Source organism: Paenibacillus sp. FSL H8-0457 (assembly GCF_038051935.1).
Taxonomy (GTDB): Bacteria; Bacillota; Bacilli; order Paenibacillales; family Paenibacillaceae; genus Paenibacillus_AQ; species Paenibacillus_AQ lautus_A.
In genome coordinates this window covers 865,012-882,950 of the sequence record NZ_CP150293.1, presented here as the reverse complement: position 1 = coordinate 882,950, position 17,939 = coordinate 865,012, and the positions used below count along the sequence as shown (strand labels likewise).

The 17,939-nt window shown below is 54.0% G+C and carries 15 protein-coding genes; 3 read left to right on the top strand and 12 right to left on the bottom strand.

The features are described from left to right. Window positions 1–458 precede the first annotated feature (458 nt). The 8 genes from MHI43_RS03875 to MHI43_RS03840 form a co-directional block, all read right to left on the bottom strand. Entirely contained in the window at window positions 459–953 is a 495-nt protein-coding gene (locus tag MHI43_RS03875) for a pyridoxamine 5'-phosphate oxidase family protein (protein ID WP_012818938.1), read from the bottom strand. A gap of 217 nt (window positions 954–1,170) precedes the next feature. Further along, window positions 1,171–3,186 carry an alpha-L-arabinofuranosidase C-terminal domain-containing protein gene (locus MHI43_RS03870; protein WP_036664495.1) on the bottom strand — a complete coding sequence of 672 codons (2,016 nt, stop codon included), beginning with the start codon at window positions 3,184–3,186 and terminating at the stop codon, window positions 1,171–1,173. A gap of 51 nt (window positions 3,187–3,237) precedes the next feature. Further along, window positions 3,238–4,131 carry a carbohydrate ABC transporter permease gene (locus tag MHI43_RS03865; protein ID WP_012818936.1) on the bottom strand — a complete coding sequence of 298 codons (894 nt, stop codon included), beginning with the start codon at window positions 4,129–4,131 and terminating at the stop codon, window positions 3,238–3,240. A gap of 13 nt (window positions 4,132–4,144) precedes the next feature. Continuing rightward, window positions 4,145–5,107 (bottom strand): ABC transporter permease subunit, encoded by a 963-nt coding sequence (locus MHI43_RS03860; protein ID WP_036664499.1) that lies wholly within the window; start codon window positions 5,105–5,107, stop codon window positions 4,145–4,147. A gap of 33 nt (window positions 5,108–5,140) precedes the next feature. After that, entirely contained in the window at window positions 5,141–6,712 is a 1,572-nt protein-coding gene (locus MHI43_RS03855; protein ID WP_012818934.1) for an extracellular solute-binding protein, read from the bottom strand. Between the two features lie 197 nt (window positions 6,713–6,909). Next, the gene (locus tag MHI43_RS03850; RefSeq protein ID WP_012818933.1) at window positions 6,910–8,553 is read right to left on the bottom strand and encodes a response regulator; all 1,644 of its coding nucleotides are present in this window, start codon (window positions 8,551–8,553) and stop codon (window positions 6,910–6,912) included. Between the two features lie 4 nt (window positions 8,554–8,557). Next, window positions 8,558–10,357: a sensor histidine kinase gene (locus MHI43_RS03845; RefSeq protein WP_036664502.1), complete on the bottom strand. Its 1,800-nt coding sequence runs from the start codon at window positions 10,355–10,357 to the stop codon at window positions 8,558–8,560. Window positions 10,358–10,433: 76 nt separating this feature from the next. After that, entirely contained in the window at window positions 10,434–11,288 is an 855-nt protein-coding gene (locus tag MHI43_RS03840; RefSeq protein WP_012818931.1) for an AraC family transcriptional regulator, read from the bottom strand. A 123-nt stretch (window positions 11,289–11,411) separates the two neighbouring features. On the opposite strand from MHI43_RS03840, the gene MHI43_RS03835 reads away from it, so the two are divergent. Genes MHI43_RS03835 through MHI43_RS03825 form a run of 3 tightly spaced genes read left to right on the top strand, consistent with a single transcriptional unit; the run spans window position 11,412 to window position 14,152 of the window. Then, the gene (locus MHI43_RS03835; protein WP_036664505.1) at window positions 11,412–12,950 is read left to right on the top strand and encodes a sulfatase-like hydrolase/transferase; all 1,539 of its coding nucleotides are present in this window, start codon (window positions 11,412–11,414) and stop codon (window positions 12,948–12,950) included. Next, on the top strand, window positions 12,950–13,597 hold the full coding sequence (locus MHI43_RS03830) for a chromate transporter (protein ID WP_051425398.1): 648 nt from the start codon (window positions 12,950–12,952) through the stop codon (window positions 13,595–13,597). The genes MHI43_RS03835 and MHI43_RS03830 overlap by 1 nt, the downstream gene beginning before the upstream one ends. A gap of 24 nt (window positions 13,598–13,621) precedes the next feature. After that, window positions 13,622–14,152, top strand: a complete 531-nt coding sequence (locus tag MHI43_RS03825; protein ID WP_012818928.1) for a chromate transporter — start codon at window positions 13,622–13,624, stop codon at window positions 14,150–14,152. A 222-nt stretch (window positions 14,153–14,374) separates the two neighbouring features. Here MHI43_RS03825 and MHI43_RS03820 read toward each other — a convergent pair whose 3' ends face one another. From MHI43_RS03820 to MHI43_RS03805, 4 genes are all read right to left on the bottom strand, one after another. Beyond that, entirely contained in the window at window positions 14,375–15,178 is an 804-nt protein-coding gene (locus MHI43_RS03820; RefSeq protein ID WP_260871498.1) for a sugar phosphate isomerase/epimerase, read from the bottom strand. A 21-nt stretch (window positions 15,179–15,199) separates the two neighbouring features. After that, a complete protein-coding gene (locus MHI43_RS03815) occupies window positions 15,200–15,946 on the bottom strand; it encodes a phytanoyl-CoA dioxygenase family protein (RefSeq protein ID WP_012818926.1) in 747 nt (248 codons plus the stop codon). Between the two features lie 78 nt (window positions 15,947–16,024). Continuing rightward, entirely contained in the window at window positions 16,025–16,903 is an 879-nt protein-coding gene (locus tag MHI43_RS03810; protein WP_012818925.1) for an AraC family transcriptional regulator, read from the bottom strand. 71 nt (window positions 16,904–16,974) lie between these two features. Continuing rightward, window positions 16,975–17,841, bottom strand: coding sequence for a LysR family transcriptional regulator (locus tag MHI43_RS03805; RefSeq protein ID WP_341283227.1), 867 nt, complete (start codon window positions 17,839–17,841; stop codon window positions 16,975–16,977). Between the last annotated feature and the right edge of the window lie 98 nt (window positions 17,842–17,939).

Below are 17,939 nucleotides of genomic sequence, written 5' to 3'. Positions count from 1 at the left end.
TTTGCATCTGAACAGGTCATTCTATATACGATATTTCCATGAAAAAGAGGTAGTTCGCAGAAGAGAATATTACAACCTAATTCCGCAATTTGATCCATTTGCAATAACGCCTTCCCAATGTACTACCTCCTCTCCTGGAATCTACTTTTCATATTTATGAAAAAATTATATCATGACGGTAATCAAACCATCCAGTTGCACGTTATGGTTTGCAGGCGAATTCCAGCACGAATTCACATAATTCTCACTTGTTTGATGAGGTATATTCCTTCTTGGTGCTAAATATGCCCTGTTATGTATTAAAGTGCCCACCCCATCCGGTGCTCATCCATTCATAACCAAAACGGGATCCGTATTGAAGGATATGCGCATGCGGGTTCGGCTAACATATAAAAAAACCGCAGGATCGTGATGCAGGATCCTGCGGTTTTGCCACTGCTAATGAACGAATTTCGTTATCAATGGAGATCTACGGTTTTGTTTATATCCGAGTCGCCCTTGGGCTCTTGGCCCACCATTTTCTTGAAGAAGGCTTTCACCGTTTTCGTTTTGTTTCCGGTTTCCCAATACTCCGCGGTGTCCGTGTCCACCTTGATCAGAATAATGTTGGGATCGTCATAGGACGTCTGCAGAAATTTTTCGTACGCCGCATTCCAGAGCGCCTTCTTCTTCTCCAGATCATCCACGACTTCGGCCTTGCCTCGGATCGAGACGTAGGATTTGCCCACATAAGCGACATTCACGTTGGGATTCGCCAGGATTTCTTCGTATTTGCTGGTATCCCGCTTTGTTAAGAACCACAAGTCGCCGTCGAATTCGATATCCTGCGTTTGCATCGGTCTGGCATTGATCCCGCCCTCCGATATCGTGGAGAACATCGCCGTTTCGATATCCTTGATAATATCCTTCACGGTCTCGACCGCTTCCTGATTCACAACGGTTCCGTTTGACATCTTAATCACCCCATCCTTGTATTTAGTCTCTAATTACACTTCCCATAAATAAGTTAAACGATGAATCATGAAACATTTCGTGTCCATTCGTACGATCTTCCTGTATGGATTCAGGCCGGAACGCAACCGTTCCCTGCGCAAAAAAAGCCGGAAACTGCAAGCGCAGTCCGACTTTTTCGCACGAAAACATTCATTTTAAAAGGACGGCTTCATATCATCACACCTGCGCTCTGAATTCCAGTGCGTAAACGGATGAAGGCCGTAAGTCGTAGCCTTGGCGCCACGCCTCTGCAGGAACCTTGCTTTCCTTGCACATAATACGTTCCGGCTGGAAAACGGAGTTGATGTCATCGTAAGAATCGCCGGTGATTTCGTAAAGGGTCGTTTCCCCGGAAGCCTTGAAGGCCTTCAAATTCAGCACGGCCCTAACCGCTTCCAGGCTTCGATTGACGATCAACACGGTGACGATGCTGCCGTCGTCATTCGTCCCCGCCACGATGTCCAGGTCCGGAAGCGCGTCAAGCGCCATAGGCGTCTCCTTCATCGAAGCCACGGAGAAGGTTCCGCATTCCGCTTGGACCGGAAGGACGCGCCGAACGTCCCGATTGGCGTAAAGCTTCAGCACTTCATAGGTCGGCGTCCCGTAGATCGTAAGGGGATGCCCGCTCCAGCCGGGCTGCTTGCCGCAGTATTGGTCCGCATAATAGTCCCCGACGCGTATGCAGCCGCCCAGCCAGCCATTTACCAGGTCAGAGAAGCTGCCGATGTGCACCATGTCGCTGCAGCGCATCATTTCATTCAGGTTGGCGGCATTGGCCACCGCGGCTCCCAGCGTGTGCTCGTTCGGAAGCCCTTTTCGCACCGTATTCGGATAATACATCGTGTTGTATTCGGTGATCGCCAGCTTGACGTGGCTGTGCTCCGGGCGGGACCGGATCAGCTCCGTCGTCTGCCGGACATGGTGCCGGGTCCACTCGGGATAAGAGGCAATCGCCTTATAGCGATCCTCCGCCGGCGTATCCCGGTTCATGCCGAAAGGGCCGTAGCCGTGATACAAATGCAGCGTCAAATAATCGATGCTCTCGCCGGCCAGGTCCAGCACGGCCTTATTCCAGTTCTGCTCGTAATGACCGCAGGCCAGCAGCACGATGGAGGGGTCCGCCTCCTTCATGGCCTTGGCAAACGATATCGTACGCTCCGCAAACCGCTCTGCCGTGCAAGTTCCGACCTGCCATTGGCCCCACACTTCGTTGCCGATCTCCCAGTACTTGACGTTATACGGCTCAGGGAAGCCGTTCCGGGCACGTAAAGCCCCCATCGGCGTATCCGCGCTCCCGTTGCAATATTCGATCCACTGCGCGGCTTCTTCAGGGGTGCCCGATCCGTCGTTCACGCAAATCAGGGGCTCCACCTGCAGCTCTCGGCAAAAACGGATGAATTCGTCCGTTCCGAAATATTTGCTGGTCCACCCTCCCCAGGCCTCATTGTACATGACCGGCCTTTCCAGGACGGGACCGACGCCATGCTCCCAATGGTAAGCGCTGATGTAATTGCCTGCGAGTCTCATCATGCCCGCATTCAAATCTTTAGTCATCTCGACCACTTCGCGTTTGACCATGGCGATGCTGTCGACGGGCAGCAAAGAGACGTGATCGATCCAGAGCATGCCGGTGGACACGTGATCGATCCACCTTGGATGCTCAGCCGGAACATATACCCGGATCTCGGCATCTGTGCATTCGCGCGATATGGACAGCTGCTCCTCATAGTGCTGCCAGTTATGGCTGCCAAGCTCCATGCGAAGCCGTCCAAGCGTCTCTTCCGTGCGCCGGTCGACAGCTTCCACCATCACGTATTGAAGCTCAATGGAGGCGCGGGCGACAAGCCGGACCGTATAGTTCATCGGCCCCTTTAATGCCGCCTTCTGCGTTATGCCGGCATAAGCTTCGTCATCGCTCAGGATGCGGATGCGCTGGGCTCTTCCCGAATGCCGGGGCGCCGGCGCTTCCATCGCGTACTGGGTGTTGCGTCCGTTCGAATACGCGCGCCAGCTTCCCGATACCGGCGTCATCGTTTCTGCCTCGCTCTCAAAATCCATGTCCTTCAGCGGAAACGCGAGCATCGCCTCCATATGGTCCCGGATATCCTCCACAAAATGACCGAACAGATACGGATTAATCTCATGCTCGCTCTTGCGGCTGCAATCAATGGTAATCGTTGCGTTCGTATTCAAGAATATAACCTCCAATGGAATTTTAGGGTGAGCCGTGCGATCATACCGGCATTACCCCTTGATCGAGCCGATCATGACGCCTTTCACGAAATGCCGCTGCACCAAAGGATACATCAGCAGTACAGGCAAACTGGATACGATAATGACCGCGTATTTGATGCTTTCGGCCAGCAGGATGCTTTTTTCCAGTCCCACGCTGCCGTCCACGGCATCCGATTGGCTGATCAGCAAAATTTCGCGCAGCACCAGCTGAAGCGGGTGCAGATCTTCGTTTCGGATGTATATGAGTGCGTTAAAGAACGAATTCCAATGGCCGACCGCATAAAACAACACCATGACCGCCAGGATCGGCTTCGATAAGGGCAAGATGATGCTAAACAGCAGCCTCCAATTGGAGCACCCGTCGATATGGGCCGCCTCCTGCAGCTCCCAGGGAATGCTCGATTGGAAATACGTCCTCATTACGATCAGATTGTACGTGGCGATCGCGCCGGGAATGATCAGCGCCCACATCGTGTCGACCATCCCCAGGTCCTTGACCAACAGATAAGTCGGAATCAGCCCGCCGTTGAAGAACATGGTCAGCGTGATCAGTACCATGATCCCGTTGCGTCCGGGAAGATCGGGTCTCGACAGCGGATAGGCCGCCAATATCGTCATGATGATATTGATCGCCGTGCCGATGGTCGTGTAAAGGATGGTATTGCGGTATCCCGTCCAAATCTTGTCGTTGTGCAAAATATTCTCATAGGCATCCAGCGTCACGCCCTTCGGCAGCAGCCAAACTTCGCCGTTCAATACCCGTGCCGGGTCGCTGAACGAAGCGCTGACGATAAACAACAGCGGATACAGCACGATGACGATAATGATAGCGGCGATCGCGTAGATCAGGATGTCGAATAGCCGTTCACTCGAGGCTTCCTTTACTGTCGATGGTTTGGACATGTCGGTCCCCCCTTTACCATAAGCTCGTCTCCGACGTCTTGCGCGCAATGCGGTTCACCAGCAGGAGCAGCACCAGATTGATGGCGGAATTAAACAGCCCGATCGCGGCCGTGTAACTGTATTCCCCTTTTAAAATGCCTGTCGTGTAGACAAACGTGGAGATGACGTCGCTTGATTCCAGATTCAAGTTGTTCTGCATCAATAATATTTTCTCGAAGCCCACGTTCATGAAATGGCCGATATCCAAAATAAGCAAAATAATGATGACTGGCGCGATGCCCGGCAAGGAAATATGCCAAATGCGCCGCAGCCTTGAAGCCCCGTCCATCTTCGCCGCCTCGTACAGCTGCGGGTTCACTCCGCTCAGCGCCGCAATGTAGATAATGGACTGCCACCCCATGCTCTGCCATATGTTAGAACCGATAAAGATGGTCTTGAACCAGCCCGCTTCCTCCAGAAAGCGGATCGGCGTGCCGCCGAGTGCCTCGATCAACAGATTGATGGGACCGCTGGTCGGCGACAGGAACACATTCAGGATGCCGACGATTACAACTACCGATATAAAATGCGGTATGTACGTAATGTTCTGCAGCCATTTGCTGAAGGTCTTGCTGCGTATTTCGCTGATGATTAAGGCCAGCAGGATCGGAATCGGAAAGGCAATCAAGAGCGAGAACAAATTGATGGACAGCGTATTCCACAGCAGCCGCCAGAAATAATACGAGTCGAAGAAGCGTTCGAAGTGTCCGAAGCCCTCCCAGCTGCTGCCGAGAATGCCTTTGGCCGGATTGAAATTTTTAAAGGCAATCTGCAGCCCGTACAACGGACCGTAGTGAAACACCAAATACCAGACGATGGGCAGTAGCAGCATGAGATACAGATCATACCGCTTGGCCATTTGCTTTAAGAGGCGGGGGCCCCGCCTCGAATCGCTTCGAGGCAGAACCATCGCTTTATCGGCGTTGGCGCTCTTCATGGGCATCCACTCCTTCACGATGATGTGGCAGCTTTATTTCTCCATCTTGTCATAAGCATCCTGATACAATTTCTCCAGTTCGCCGATCTTCATCTTTTGGAGCGTGGATTGGAATTCTCCCCACTTGTCGAAGCTAAGCGCGCCCGCAATGAATTTCGTGCTTTGCTCTTCGTAGTATTTGTCGATGTCGTTGCGCAGAATGTTGACCTGCTGCGCGGTTTGCTCGTCAAACATCGGGGCGGCGTAACGAACCTTCGGCATGAACGGATCCAGCTGCTGCTGCGCCTCCTGCACCTGCGGCGGGTTGATGAACGAAGCAACCTGTTCGCTGATGATGTGAGGGGCCCCTCCTCCCGCATAAGGCGTGATTTTGGCCTGATTGGTAATATCCTTCAGGAAATCCTCTGTATAGTACGGGATCCCATCCTTGAGTTCGTAATGCTCTCCTTCTCTGCCGAACCGCAGAAGAGTAGATCCTTCATCGCTGTAAAAATAATCGATCCAGCGCATCGTGACTTCCGGGTACTTGTTGATGGACGTAATGGCAAAGGCTCCAAAGTCCCGCGCAATCGGCAAGGCCTGGCTTTGCATCCGGTCTCCGTTCGGGCCTGCCGGCGGCGCGATTCCGGTATACTGATCCTGGATCGACAAGAAGTTATTGTTGGTCTGGTCAAAGAAGAATCCCGTATTTCCCGACCCTTGCTTGGCCAAATACTGAGCTTCCGTGTGCGAGAATATCTCAGGGTCCAAAAGCTTTTCCTTGTATAGCTTGTTTAAATACATCAACATTTCTTTATTTTTGTCGCTGCCCATCCAGATGCTCACTTTGTCATTTTCGATATTGATGTTATACCCGAGCTGCGTATCCAGTCCGAATGATCCGCTCATCGCGGCCACAATCGACAATCCGACACGTGCCGTCATCGGAAGCTCATCCTGCTTCCCGTTGCCGTTCGGGTCTCCGTCGCGGAAGGCCAGCAGCACCTCATACAGTTCGTCCGTCGTCTCCGGCACCTTCAGATTCAGCTTCTCCAGCCACATCTGGTTGATCCATTTCTTATCCGTACGCGCCGCGCCCAGCGTCACAATGCCGGGAATCGCATAGATGTGCCCCTCCGGCGTCGTGATGCCCGAACGGATTTCGGGATATTCCTCCATCAATTTCTTCAGATTCGGCGCGTATTCGTCGATAAGGCCTTCCAGCGGAATCAATTGGCCTGCCGATCCGTAGCGAACGGCTTCAAGCGGCGAGAGCCCGGAACGGAACAAGGCGTCAGGCAGCTCGTTGGAAGCGAACAGCAGGTTTTTCTTCTCCTGGAAGCCGTCCGTTGGCGCTTCGATGAATTCCACCTTGACGTTGCTCAATTTCTCGTAATCCTGGAATACCGGCATCTCCTTGAACGGACCGTTCACGGGTGCAATCCGGGTGAACATTTTCAGTTCCACCGCTTGATCCACGATCGGAAACCCCGTGGTATGTACGACATTCTCCGCACCTTCGGGTGCGGCTTCCTTCTTCGATCCTCCATCGGAACTGCATCCGGCCAGCATCAAGCTGGAAACGATCATGAAGATGACCGCGTTTCTTCCCCAGCGTCTACGCATGTATCAGCTACCCCCATATTTTCTTATTCACCAACCTTATTTGTAAGCGTTTACCGTTGGTGTGTGTGATTATTATAATTCAGCCGCCTTGACGGCCCGTTACAAAAATTTGACCATTTACTCCACATATTTTACGGTTTATAACAAGGCGGCTTTCGAGTTCGTTTCCCTGCCGATCCGAATACTTGGTTTTATCCTTATCCTCTTCCCAGGCGGTTCAAATACTCCTGCGGGGTCAGGCCCGTCATTTCCTTGAATACTTTGAAAAAATAATTATGGGTCGTAAACCCCACTTGTCCGCTGATTTCCTTGATCGAGTATTTGCCGCTTTCCAGCAGCTTGCGCCCCGCATCGATCCGAACCCGATTCAGATACTCCGAGAACGTCCGCTGCGTCTCTTCCTTGAATATTCGGCTCAAATAGGAGGAGTTCAGGCCGATGGCGCCCGCGGCAAGCTCCAGCGTCACGTAACCCGGGTACCGCTCCAGAATAAAGTGTATGGCCTGCGTGACATGCCGGGAATACGGCCCTCCAGCCCGGTGCTGCTTCAGCAGTCCGAGCAAGCCTGCATAGAAGGATTGCAGCCACTGCACCAGCTCCCCGACGCTGCCGATCCTTCCGAGCTCGCTTCGGGAAGGGAGCTTTTCCTTGGCGTCTTCCGTCCCTGGCAGCCAGGTTTTCAGTGCCTTGTCCCCGGTTTGCATGAGCTCGCTGACCATCATCTGGACCGTATGCGAATGGATCGGCAGATGGTGGATGGAAGCAAAAACAGAGTCGATTAAACCGTGCACGCCTTCGATGTCCAGTCGTTCAATCGAAAGCAGCAGCTGTTTGTGTTCCTCGATCGTTAGAGACACGCGCTGGTGGTATTCATCGGCAAGCCCGCCGGCCCGGCCCGGCATCCTGGGGGCCGCGCTGCTGCCGGACGGCTCCGAGCGGGAAGCATCGAGTAACCGTTCGGCGGAGCCGTAGCTTGTTCCGAGTTGGGTCAGGCTGGTGCACACATGTCCGACGGCGCTTACGCATTTTAAATTGAGGAACAGCTCAAGCGCATGCTGAAGCTTCCTCATCTGTCCGTCGATTTCGCTCTTTATGGCATGCTCGCTCCGTTCCTTAAACGCAAACACGATCATGAACCGTCCATCCTCCACATAAGCTGCCGTCCGCTCACGGATATCGCCAAGGCTCTGCTGCATCATATCGACCACCTGCTGAACCAGCCGATTCGTCTGCACGTCGCTGTATGACTCCGTCAGCAGCAGGAACGGAACAATCTGCAGGGCAGCGGCCGCATAGCTTGACGCACCGGTGTACAGGCTGTTTTCTCGCGAAAATGCCTCAACCTCCAGGGTTGCCTCCTTCCGTCCCCTGACCAGATGCGCGATGTAGTCGCGAATGTGCACGGGATTTATCCGCTCGGTCTTAACCTTGCGGGCCTCGCTCTCTTCCAGCAGCCGATCCGCCCGGCGCAATTCAAGGACCGCTTTGTTAAGCAAGGCAGCAAGCGTCGCACCGTCCAGCCGATGCTTCAATAAATAATCGATGGAGCCGTTCTTCAGGCACTCCCGCACGTAGTCATAATCATCAAAGCTGCTGAGCATGATCGTCTGAATGGACGGAAACCGCGCCTTAATCGCCCGATTGAGCTCCACGCCGTTCATTTCCGGCATATTCACGTCAATAATCGCGATATGCGGAGGAGACTGCTCGATCATCGCGAGCGCCATGATACCGTTATGGGCTTGGCCGCATAATTCGAATCCGTGCTCATTCCAGTCCAATAGCGTTCGCAGATCATGCCGCACCAGCGGTTCGTCGTCAACAAGCAGCACTTGAAACATGGCTTTATATCACCTCTTGTCGGGATTTATCCTTATTCTCCACTATGTTCGGAAGCCGGATCTCGGCCTTCGTGTATAAACCCGGCTCACTGTACAATTTGACGCCGTAGCCATCTCCGTACATGTGAACGATCCGCTCATGCACATTGCGTACCCCCATGCCGCTGAAACGGGATGTATTTCCGTTCTTGCACGTCTCCCCCAGAAGCTGCGCCTGCTGCCCCGCCGTCATCCCCTTGCCATTGTCGATCACTTCAATCTTGAGGTCGCTGCCCTCTTCACATACGCGTATCAGCACGAGTCCCTCCTGCTCCAGCGGTCCGATGCCATGAATGATGGCATTTTCCACAAGGGGCTGCAGCATCAGCTTCAGGACCCGGCATTCCAGCAAAGTTTCGTCCTCCACCTGGGTGACCATCCGGATCGGCTCCATATACCTGTACTTCACGATGGAGATATAGCGTTCCACATAATCCAGCTCCTCCCGCACCGTCAAAAATTCGCTCGAATTGCCCAAAACGCCGCGCATGAGCTCGATCAACGATCCGGACACCTCTTCGATATTCGGCACGCCGTTCATCTTGGCCAAATACTTGATGGTATTCAGCGAATTGTATAAAAAATGAGGATGAATCTGCGCCTGAAGCGCCGTTAATTCGGCCTCCCGCTTCTCTTTCTCGCTGACCCGGATCCCTTCCAGCAGCCGCTTCAAATCCTCCACCATGCTGATGAAGACACGGTACAGCTGTCCGGTCTCGTCCTCGCTTTTGATTTCCTTTTTGGGGAACGTCAGATTCCCTTCCTTCACGAACATCATCAGGGATTTCAATCGCCGGATGTTGAGGGTGATTCGGGAAGATACCTGCAGCGAAGCGATCAGGACAACGACAAACACGATGATGGATACCTCCGCCAACAGTTTGCGGAGCCTTGCCGATTCGCTCAGCAGCGAGTCCATTGGTATCAGAGCCAGGGTGCTCCATCCCGTATACCCGGATTGACGGCTCACGACGATATAATCTCTGCCGTCTATGCTTTGCTTGATGGCATCCCCATTTCCTGCAAGGTCCTGATGGATACGGAGAATCTTATCGAACGAAGGGGCAAAGGCTGGCGCCGATTCGGCTTCATAGACGAAACCGCCCTGCTTGTCCAGCACATAAATCATGCTATCGGTGGTCGGCTTCACGCCGTATGTTTTTTGGATAAAATCATAATTCAAATCCACCATGACCACTCCGATCGTTTCGCGGTTATATCGAATCTCACGGCCGATCGTGATGGCATCCGATACGCCCGACTGCTTGAAATACGCATGGCGCGATCCGTTGTGGAGCATGTAATCCATCATGGGGCTGCCCAAGACCGTCTTGTCCAGCCACGGACCGCCCGAGAAATACACCTTCCCGTTCAAACCGACCACCGCAATCCGCGAAATATAGGGCTTGTAATCGATCAGGACGGAGAGAAACTCGTCGATCCGCTTTTGTTCCTGAAACCATTCATAACTAATCTCTTCATGGGGGCTCAGCAGCGTGTCGATCACCGTGTTTTTGTTGGTCACCACGACGGTGTTCAGCCGGTCGATTTCCTCCAGCATCATATTCAGCGATTCATCCGCCTGCCGGATGCTGTCCGAAACCGAGGTGACGGCATTTTGCATGATCGTCTCGCGCATGCTCATATACACGATGACCGTAATGGAGACGATGGACAGGAGCGTCACCGCACTGAACGCAATGAATATTTTCCCTTGAATGCTTCGTCTGGGCGATAGCCATCTTTGAATCGTAGAGAGCTTCATGGCGAGTGTCTCCTTTTTACGGTTCCGTAGAACCGGGTCGGTAACCGTTTTCAATAGTACATAACGCTTCCTGAAATCAGCATGGATTTTCACGCATCGTTATGGGAGGCACCTTGAAATAAATCTTGAACGCCCGGGTGAATGAATACAAATTGGGATAACCCAGGGACAGGGCAATCTCGGTAATCGTCGCGTCCGTTTCCGTTAGTAACCGTTTGGCCTTGTCCATTCGGATGCGCTGAAGGTATTTCAGCGGGGGCATTCCTACCTGGCTCGTGAACATATTGGAGAAGTACGAGCGGTGCACACCCGCGAATTCGGCAACCTGCTGCACGGATATCCCCTCGGTAGCATGCAATTCCATGTAATCCAAACACTCGTTAATCCATCCCGCAAGCTCCGTCGGCTCTGCGGAAGCCGCGTCGGGAACCATGCCGGCGAGCAGACCATAAACCAAACCGTGCAGCTCGAGCGATACCGACGGCTTCCAGCGCTCGACGCCGGCCAAGGCATCAATCACGCATTCGGCGGACTTTTCGACCCGGGAGGAGATCATTTGTCTGCCGAACGGGCTTTCCGGCACTAAGCCGGCCAGCTCGAGCAGCGGCCTTACCCTGCTTCCGTCCAAGGCCAGCCAGCTCATCCGGAGCGGTGCATCCGAGGGAAGCAGGTGATAGTAATAAGTCCGGCCCGGAAACAGGCAGAACAGATCATTCTTCTGCAGATCCACTCGTTTGCCGTCGAACTCCAGCCGCACCGTTCCCTCATGCACGAAGTGCAGACTGTAACACTCGATCCGTTTCGGCCCGACCCTGTAATTGGGCTTGGCTAAACTTCGCCCCGCCCGGACGGGCCAGATCTGTGCCTCTTTATCCAAATATCCCGGCGTATAGTAGATAAACTCGGCATACTCGTATTCGTACTCCTGCAACTCGACTTCCCCTCTTCCCTTCATTTTTTCATCAAGAATAACAAAATGACAACAAAAATATAACACGGTGCTATTTTGATAACCCCTATTTTTCAATATCATCATACTAGGAGGGGATTACACTTGTCGAGAAGACCTAACATTTTGCTAATCACTAGCGATCAGCAGCATTGGAATACGATCGGCGCGTTTCAGCCTGAAATCTCTACGCCGAACCTGGACCGCCTCGCGCGTCAAGGGACGGCGTTCGAACGGGCATACTGTCCCAATCCGACCTGCACGCCGAGCCGGGCTTCCATCATTACGGGGCAGTACCCGAGTCAGCACGGAGCCTGGACCTTGGGGACAAAGCTGCTGGAAGACCGCCATACCGTCGGCGAAAGCTTCCAAGAAGCCGGATACCGGACCGCGCTGGTGGGAAAGGCACATTTTCAGCCGTTAACATCCACGGAAGACTACCCGTCCGTCGAAGCTTACCCGATCCTTCAGGATTTGGCGTATTGGCGAAATTTTCACGGTCCTTTTTACGGCTTCGATCACGTCGAGCTGGCGCGTAACCATACGAACGAGGCCCATGTCGGACAACATTATGCCCTATGGCTGGAGGAGCAAGGATGCTCCAATTGGCGCGATTACTTCCTGCCGCCTACGGGAACCATGGACCCTACCCAAACGTACACATGGCCCATCCCGGAAAAATACCACTACAATACCTGGATCGCCGAGCGGACCCATTCGCTTTTGGACCAATACAAGAAGGCGGAGGAGCCATTCTTCTTGTGGGCAAGCTTCTTCGACCCGCACCCGGAATATTTGGTGCCCGAGCCTTGGGATTCGATGTATGATCCGGAGAAACTCACGATCCCGTCCCTGACGCCCGGAGAGCATGACCGCAATCCGCCGCATTTCGGATTGACGCAGGAAGAGGAGCCTGATTTTTCGCATCTCGCTGAGACCGGGTTCGGCATTCACGGTTACCGTTCCCATCACTATTACGAATACGGCTCGAAATCCAGGCTAACGGAATACGACAAGAAAAAGCTGGTCGCCGTGTATTACGGCATGATCAGCATGATGGATAAATATATCGGCAAAATACTCGATAGACTGGACGAACTGGGACTGTCGGAGGATACGATCGTTGTCTTCACCACCGATCACGGACATTTCTTCGGCCAGCACGGCCTTCAAGCCAAGGGCGGGTTCCATTACGAGGATTTGATCAAGCTTCCGTTCATTGTGCGTTATCCGGGACGGGTGCCCGCCGGGAAAAGGTCGAATGCGATACAGTCTCTGGTCGATCTGGCCCCGACCTTCCTATCCTTCTGCGGCATACCGGTCCCGCACGCGATGACGGGCATCGACCAAAAGGACGTGTGGCTCGGGGCTGCCGATACCGCAAGGCAGCACGCCATCTGCGAATTCCGGCATGAGCCTTCAACGATTCATCAAAAAACGTACATCGAGCAGCGTTATAAAATCACCGTTTATTACAATCAGACCTACGGCGAACTGTTTGACCTTGAAGCAGATCCCGGAGAGTTGCACAATTTGTGGGACGAACCGGGATATGAGCAGCTGAAGGCGGAGCTGCTGCTTAAATATATCTGGGCCGAGCTTGGCAAGGAGCCGATGCCGATGCCGAGAATCCACCACGCCTAATGGAAAAGCTAAACGCGTACATGAGCCGCGCGAAGGAACGGTTTATGCTGCTGGCCCGGCTGTTTTGGACCTTCTTTCGCATCGGGCCTTCCACCTTCGGAGGCGGTTACGCAATGCTTCCTATGATTGAGCGCGAAGTGGTGAGCAAGAAAAAATGGGTGAACGAAGAGGAAATCGGCGAGCTGATCTCGCTTGCCGGTTCCGCTCCCGGCGGCGTCGGCGTGAATGCCGCCGCCATGATCGGGCACCGCCAAGCCGGCATGGCCGGGGCCGTTTCGGCCGTGCTGGGCGTGACATGCCCCACATTTATCATCGTGCTCCTGATCAGCACGGCCGCGGTGTTTTTTCGGGATCAGCCTAAGGTTGAAGCCGCTTTAAAGGGTATGCACGGGGCCATCATCGCGCTGATCGCCGTGGCTGCTTACCGGATGGCTAGATATGCCGTCTTTGATGCCACCACAACGATCACCGCCCTTGCCACCGTAATCGTGATGCTGTTCACCGGCGTCCATCCCCTCTATCTGATTGCGCTTAGCCTGCTCGGCGGCATGGCCGTCATCCAGATCAAAATACGGCTGGGACTGCGAGCGGATACCGAGAAGAAGGCTGCGGCCGATAGCTGCCCGGAATTGGAATATTACATTTGAGCGAAACGAATCGGGGCGAAGGAAATGTATTGGGACTTGTTCATGATATTCATTGGCGTAGGCCTTGTGTCTTTTGGCGGCGGATATGCGGTGATCCCGGTCATTCAGAAGGAGATCACGGAAAAAGGGCTGCTGACCGCAGCGGAATTCCAGCAGACCGTGGCGCTGGCCGGCATGGCGCCCGGGTCGATCGCCACCAATGCCGCCACGCTGATCGGCTATCAGACCGCCGGCTATGCCGGGGCCGTCGTCTCGACCGTCGGCATCATCCTGCCGTCGCTGGTCGTCATCGTGATGCTCTCTGCCTTCTTCTACCGCATGCGGGGGAATCCATGGGTGAAATCTTCGTTATACGGCTTGCGTCCGGTTACGACCGGACTCATCGTCTATGCGGCCATTCATTTTGGTTATCCCGATGAGGGCGACGGGGCTTTAAGAGGACTCATTCCCACGCTGCTGATTTGCGGAGCTTGTTTATTTCTCCTGCTCAAATACAAACTCCACCCGTTGCTGATTCTCCTTATGGCTGGGGCTGCCGGCATCGTTTTATTCTAACGCTTGACGGTGAGGCGGGAAGCTTCAGATGGCTCCAACAGCATCCCAGTATGGTTCTCTTGTACATCGTGCGCACGGGTCCCTCCCTGCGGGCCTGGTGCGTGCCGGGCATGCTTGGATGGCTGGCTGCGGGTGTATGAGTGATTCGGCAGAGATGGAATTCCCAAGAAACGAATAACAAGCCGGAACCTTCATATGGTCCGGCTTGTTCTCGTATCTTTATTATGGCGCCAATCGTTCCGAAATGCGTTTGGCCATCCACTCGTTTACGTCCCAGAGATCCGCGACGGGAGCCCCTGTGAAAGGGAGGGTGTGCATGTACCCGGCCGGACCAAATTCAGGCGTTATGCTGGTATGACTGAACCCTTGCTCTCTTCGGTATTGGACAATACGTGACCACCAGGCTTCAAAGACTGTCAGCTCCCGGCTGTATTCAGGCGCCCCGGGATGGGGAACCTGGGGGCCCTGAGCGTAGCCTACGCGCGCGTGAATATGGACGGTCCGCCGTATGGCGGCTTCCATGTCTTCCGCATAGTCCTCCAGCAAGGACTCGGTCACGCAGCACCAATGGCTGAAATCGGCCGTAATGCTCAGCTCCGGGAACTCCTCCAGCAAGGTGCGCGTCGTCCACGGCGTGAACATCGCCCGCGACCGGTGGGTTTCGTGCCCGATGGTGATGCCGACCTCCTGCTCTATTTTCAGCGCAGCCTCGAAAAAACGCAATTGCTCCTCGATCTTCATGCCATCCCGGGCGCTATGGGAAACGATCAGCTTCGGGCCGAAGGCTGCGGCCCGGCGCGTCTGCTCGGCAAAGGTTTCTTGATGGGGCACGGATGTAGTCACCTGGGCAATGTAATGAAGCTGAAATTCCTCCAGCAACTCCTTAAATTCGGCTTCCAGATTCGCCGGCGGCAGCGGAGCTTCAATTCCCGCGTAACCGGCCTGTGCAGCCCTCGTCAATTGGTCCCTGCAGCTTCCCTCCATGCCCCACAGGGCCTTATACAGCTGAATGCTCAATTCATGCACGCTCCTTTATTCCCATCCGGGTTATTCGTTGACGAATTTCGTTCCGGCGATGTTCTTTCCGCGGGCCAGCCACACCTTAAAACCGGGATTCTTATCCGGATAAACCAGCGCGTCCGTCGAGAAATACCGCATGGTGTACCCGCAGCGCCGGTACGGGCTTGTATTCGGCGCCGCGCCATGAATGATGCGCGAATCGTGAAGCGAGCATTCCCCTGGCTCTAGCTCGAAATAAACTGCCCTAGACTCATCAACCGAGCCGCTCTTGATTTGGGTGTCGAACAAATTCTTTGTCCCGTCCACCTCCTCATAGTCCGAGAACCCGCTATGATGCGTGCCCGGAATGACGCGCATGCATCCATTTTCCTTCCAGCTGCGGTCGATCGCCAGCCATACGGTGATAATCTTATCGAAGCTGCTTAATCTTCCGTTCCAGTACGCCGAATCCTCATGCCAAGGCGTAGCGCGTCCGACATGCGGATCTTTGCAGATAAAATGGCTCGACCACAGCCCGATATTCGGCCCGATGATCGGTTCGACCAGATCAAGCACTTCATCGGCCAATAGGAAATCCAGCAGCCTTTCGTCACGGAAATGCGGGGTATCCAGTTCGTCCGATAGCTTGCTGCCCTTCTCCTCGAGCTGTTCTTCAAAGATTGAGGTCAGTACCTGCATTTTTTCGGCGCTAAAGAGCGGTTTCCGGTATAGGTAATACCCGTTCTCTTTATAAAACTCAACTTCCTGCTTCGAAAGCGCTTGCGTTGTCATCATCATAACCTCCAGTCAAGTAAGGATTTCACGAACTGAGGCCATTATATCCCGGACGGTGACAGCCATACTGCGCATTCGTTAGGAAAAATACTGCATATCTTCGGCTATCCCTGCATGATGGCGGTACTGCCTGGGGGACATCCCTTTTCGCTGACGAAACACCCTCTCAAAATGCCCTAACGTATTGAAGCCGGAGGCGTAACAAATTTCGGTGACGGGCAGCGAGGAAACCCGAAGCAGCGATTCGGCAAATTGCATTCTGACATTTTGCAGGTAACGCTGAAAAGACTGTCCCACGGACTTCGAGAAACACTCGCTGAAATACGTAGCCGAGTATTGGGCCTGTGCGGCCGCATCTTCCAATCTCAAATCTTCCCGGAAGTGGTGGTGAATGTAGATCAAGGCCCTTTGCAGGTTTACGTTGAGCTGCCGATTCCCGGTCCCGTTCGTGGGCAAAGCGCAGTTTGCGGTACTGCCCCGATTCAGATCCACCAACAGCCGCTGAAGCGTAGCCCGAATCGCGATCTCGCTGCCTTCGCGCGAAGCTCCGGTTTCTTCCCTCATCCGTTCATAATCGGCGAATATCTGCCGGTGCTGCATCTCCTCGAGCTGTGCATGCAGCACCAGCTTGCCTCCGAACAACCAGTGATACAGGTTATCGTCCATCATGGCCTCGGTAAAAATGACATTGTATATTTCAAGAGGCTTGTCTTCCACGGACACCAGCTCATGGAAGTCGGCCGGCGTCAGCAGGAAGAGGGTTCCGGAAGACAGCGGATACGCGGAGCCGTTGAGCCTATGCTCCCCTTCTCCCCCAACTACATAACTCAGCTCGTAAAATTCATGCCAATGCAGCGGAATCGTCCCCGGATGAATGCCGTGAAATACTTGAACAGGCGCGCGAGGCTGCAATCGGTAATCCTCATTGGTTAGCCTGGGAGGCTGTTTGGTTTCCACTTCTTGTGACGCTCCTTTTCGCTTTCGAATTCACTAAAATCTCACGCCGGGGACGGTCAGGTCGGTACAGGCTAGAGCCCTCCCCGAGCCATGTTCTGCCGGTGCGATTCGGCCAGCCGAGCAAAGTACCGAATGGCAAAATCCCGGAACAGCACCGCCGTCTGCATAAGGTATCGGTCCTTGGGCCAAGACAAGGAAATCGAGCGCTTGCACCAGCTTTCTTCGAGCCTCAGCTGGACGACATCGGGCCCGGTTGATCCGCCCCATGTCACGACCGGCAGGAAGGCGACGCCCTGACCCGCTCGAATGAGACCGCGGACGGTGGCGGGGTCGTCGCTTTCGAATCGGATGCGGGGGGTAAAGCCGGCAAGACGGCAGAACGCATCGGTCGTTTCGCGCAGCGATTTGCCCGGAGGCAGCGTAATGAAGCTCTCTTCCTTAAGCTCCCGCAAGCTGACCCGATCTCGATCCGCAAGCGGATGGTCGGCGGGTACCGCAACCACGATCTCCTCTTCGAGCAAGCACACCGAGGTCGTTCCCTTCGGCGGCTCTGCGCCATCGGACAGGCATAAATCGAAGCTCGGCATCCCTACGGATGACAAAACATGCTGCTGCAATTGGAACTCGGCATTCGGGCATTCTTTGCGAAAATCAGCCAATAGATCCGGCAGCAAATGCGAGGAGACGCGCACATCGAGCGTGATGGCGGCGGAGGTGCTGCCGCTGGCATCCTGCAGCTGCAGCTTTCCGTCCTCCAGCGCCTGCAGCGCAATATCCACTTGATGGAGAAACAGCTTGCCATGCTCGTTCAGACGTATGGATTTGCGTTCCCGCTCGAACAGCTTGGTTCCCAGCTCGGTTTCTAGCGATGCGATCATTTTGCTTAATGCCGGCTGCGATATATGAAGGCTATGGGCTGCTTTCGTCATGTGCTGCATTCGGGCAGCAGTCTGAAAATATTTTAATTGCAACAGTTCCATCTCATTCCAACTTTCTTTGATACATAACTCATCAGTTATCATTTATATAATCTAAT

Coding starts and splice junctions, on each gene's coding strand:
- MHI43_RS03805 (WP_341283227.1), bottom strand. CDS start 17,841: ATGCAGCACATGACGAAAGCAGCCCATAGCCTTCATATATCGCAGCCG.
- MHI43_RS03855 (WP_012818934.1), bottom strand. CDS start 6,712: ATGCGTAGACGCTGGGGAAGAAACGCGGTCATCTTCATGATCGTTTCC.
- MHI43_RS03860 (WP_036664499.1), bottom strand. CDS start 5,107: ATGAAGAGCGCCAACGCCGATAAAGCGATGGTTCTGCCTCGAAGCGAT.
- MHI43_RS03865 (WP_012818936.1), bottom strand. CDS start 4,131: ATGTCCAAACCATCGACAGTAAAGGAAGCCTCGAGTGAACGGCTATTC.
- MHI43_RS03850 (WP_012818933.1), bottom strand. CDS start 8,553: ATGTTTCAAGTGCTGCTTGTTGACGACGAACCGCTGGTGCGGCATGAT.
- MHI43_RS03875 (WP_012818938.1), bottom strand. CDS start 953: ATGTCAAACGGAACCGTTGTGAATCAGGAAGCGGTCGAGACCGTGAAG.
- MHI43_RS03825 (WP_012818928.1), top strand. CDS start 13,622: ATGTATTGGGACTTGTTCATGATATTCATTGGCGTAGGCCTTGTGTCT.
- MHI43_RS03815 (WP_012818926.1), bottom strand. CDS start 15,946: ATGATGACAACGCAAGCGCTTTCGAAGCAGGAAGTTGAGTTTTATAAA.
- MHI43_RS03830 (WP_051425398.1), top strand. CDS start 12,950: ATGGAAAAGCTAAACGCGTACATGAGCCGCGCGAAGGAACGGTTTATG.
- MHI43_RS03845 (WP_036664502.1), bottom strand. CDS start 10,357: ATGAAGCTCTCTACGATTCAAAGATGGCTATCGCCCAGACGAAGCATT.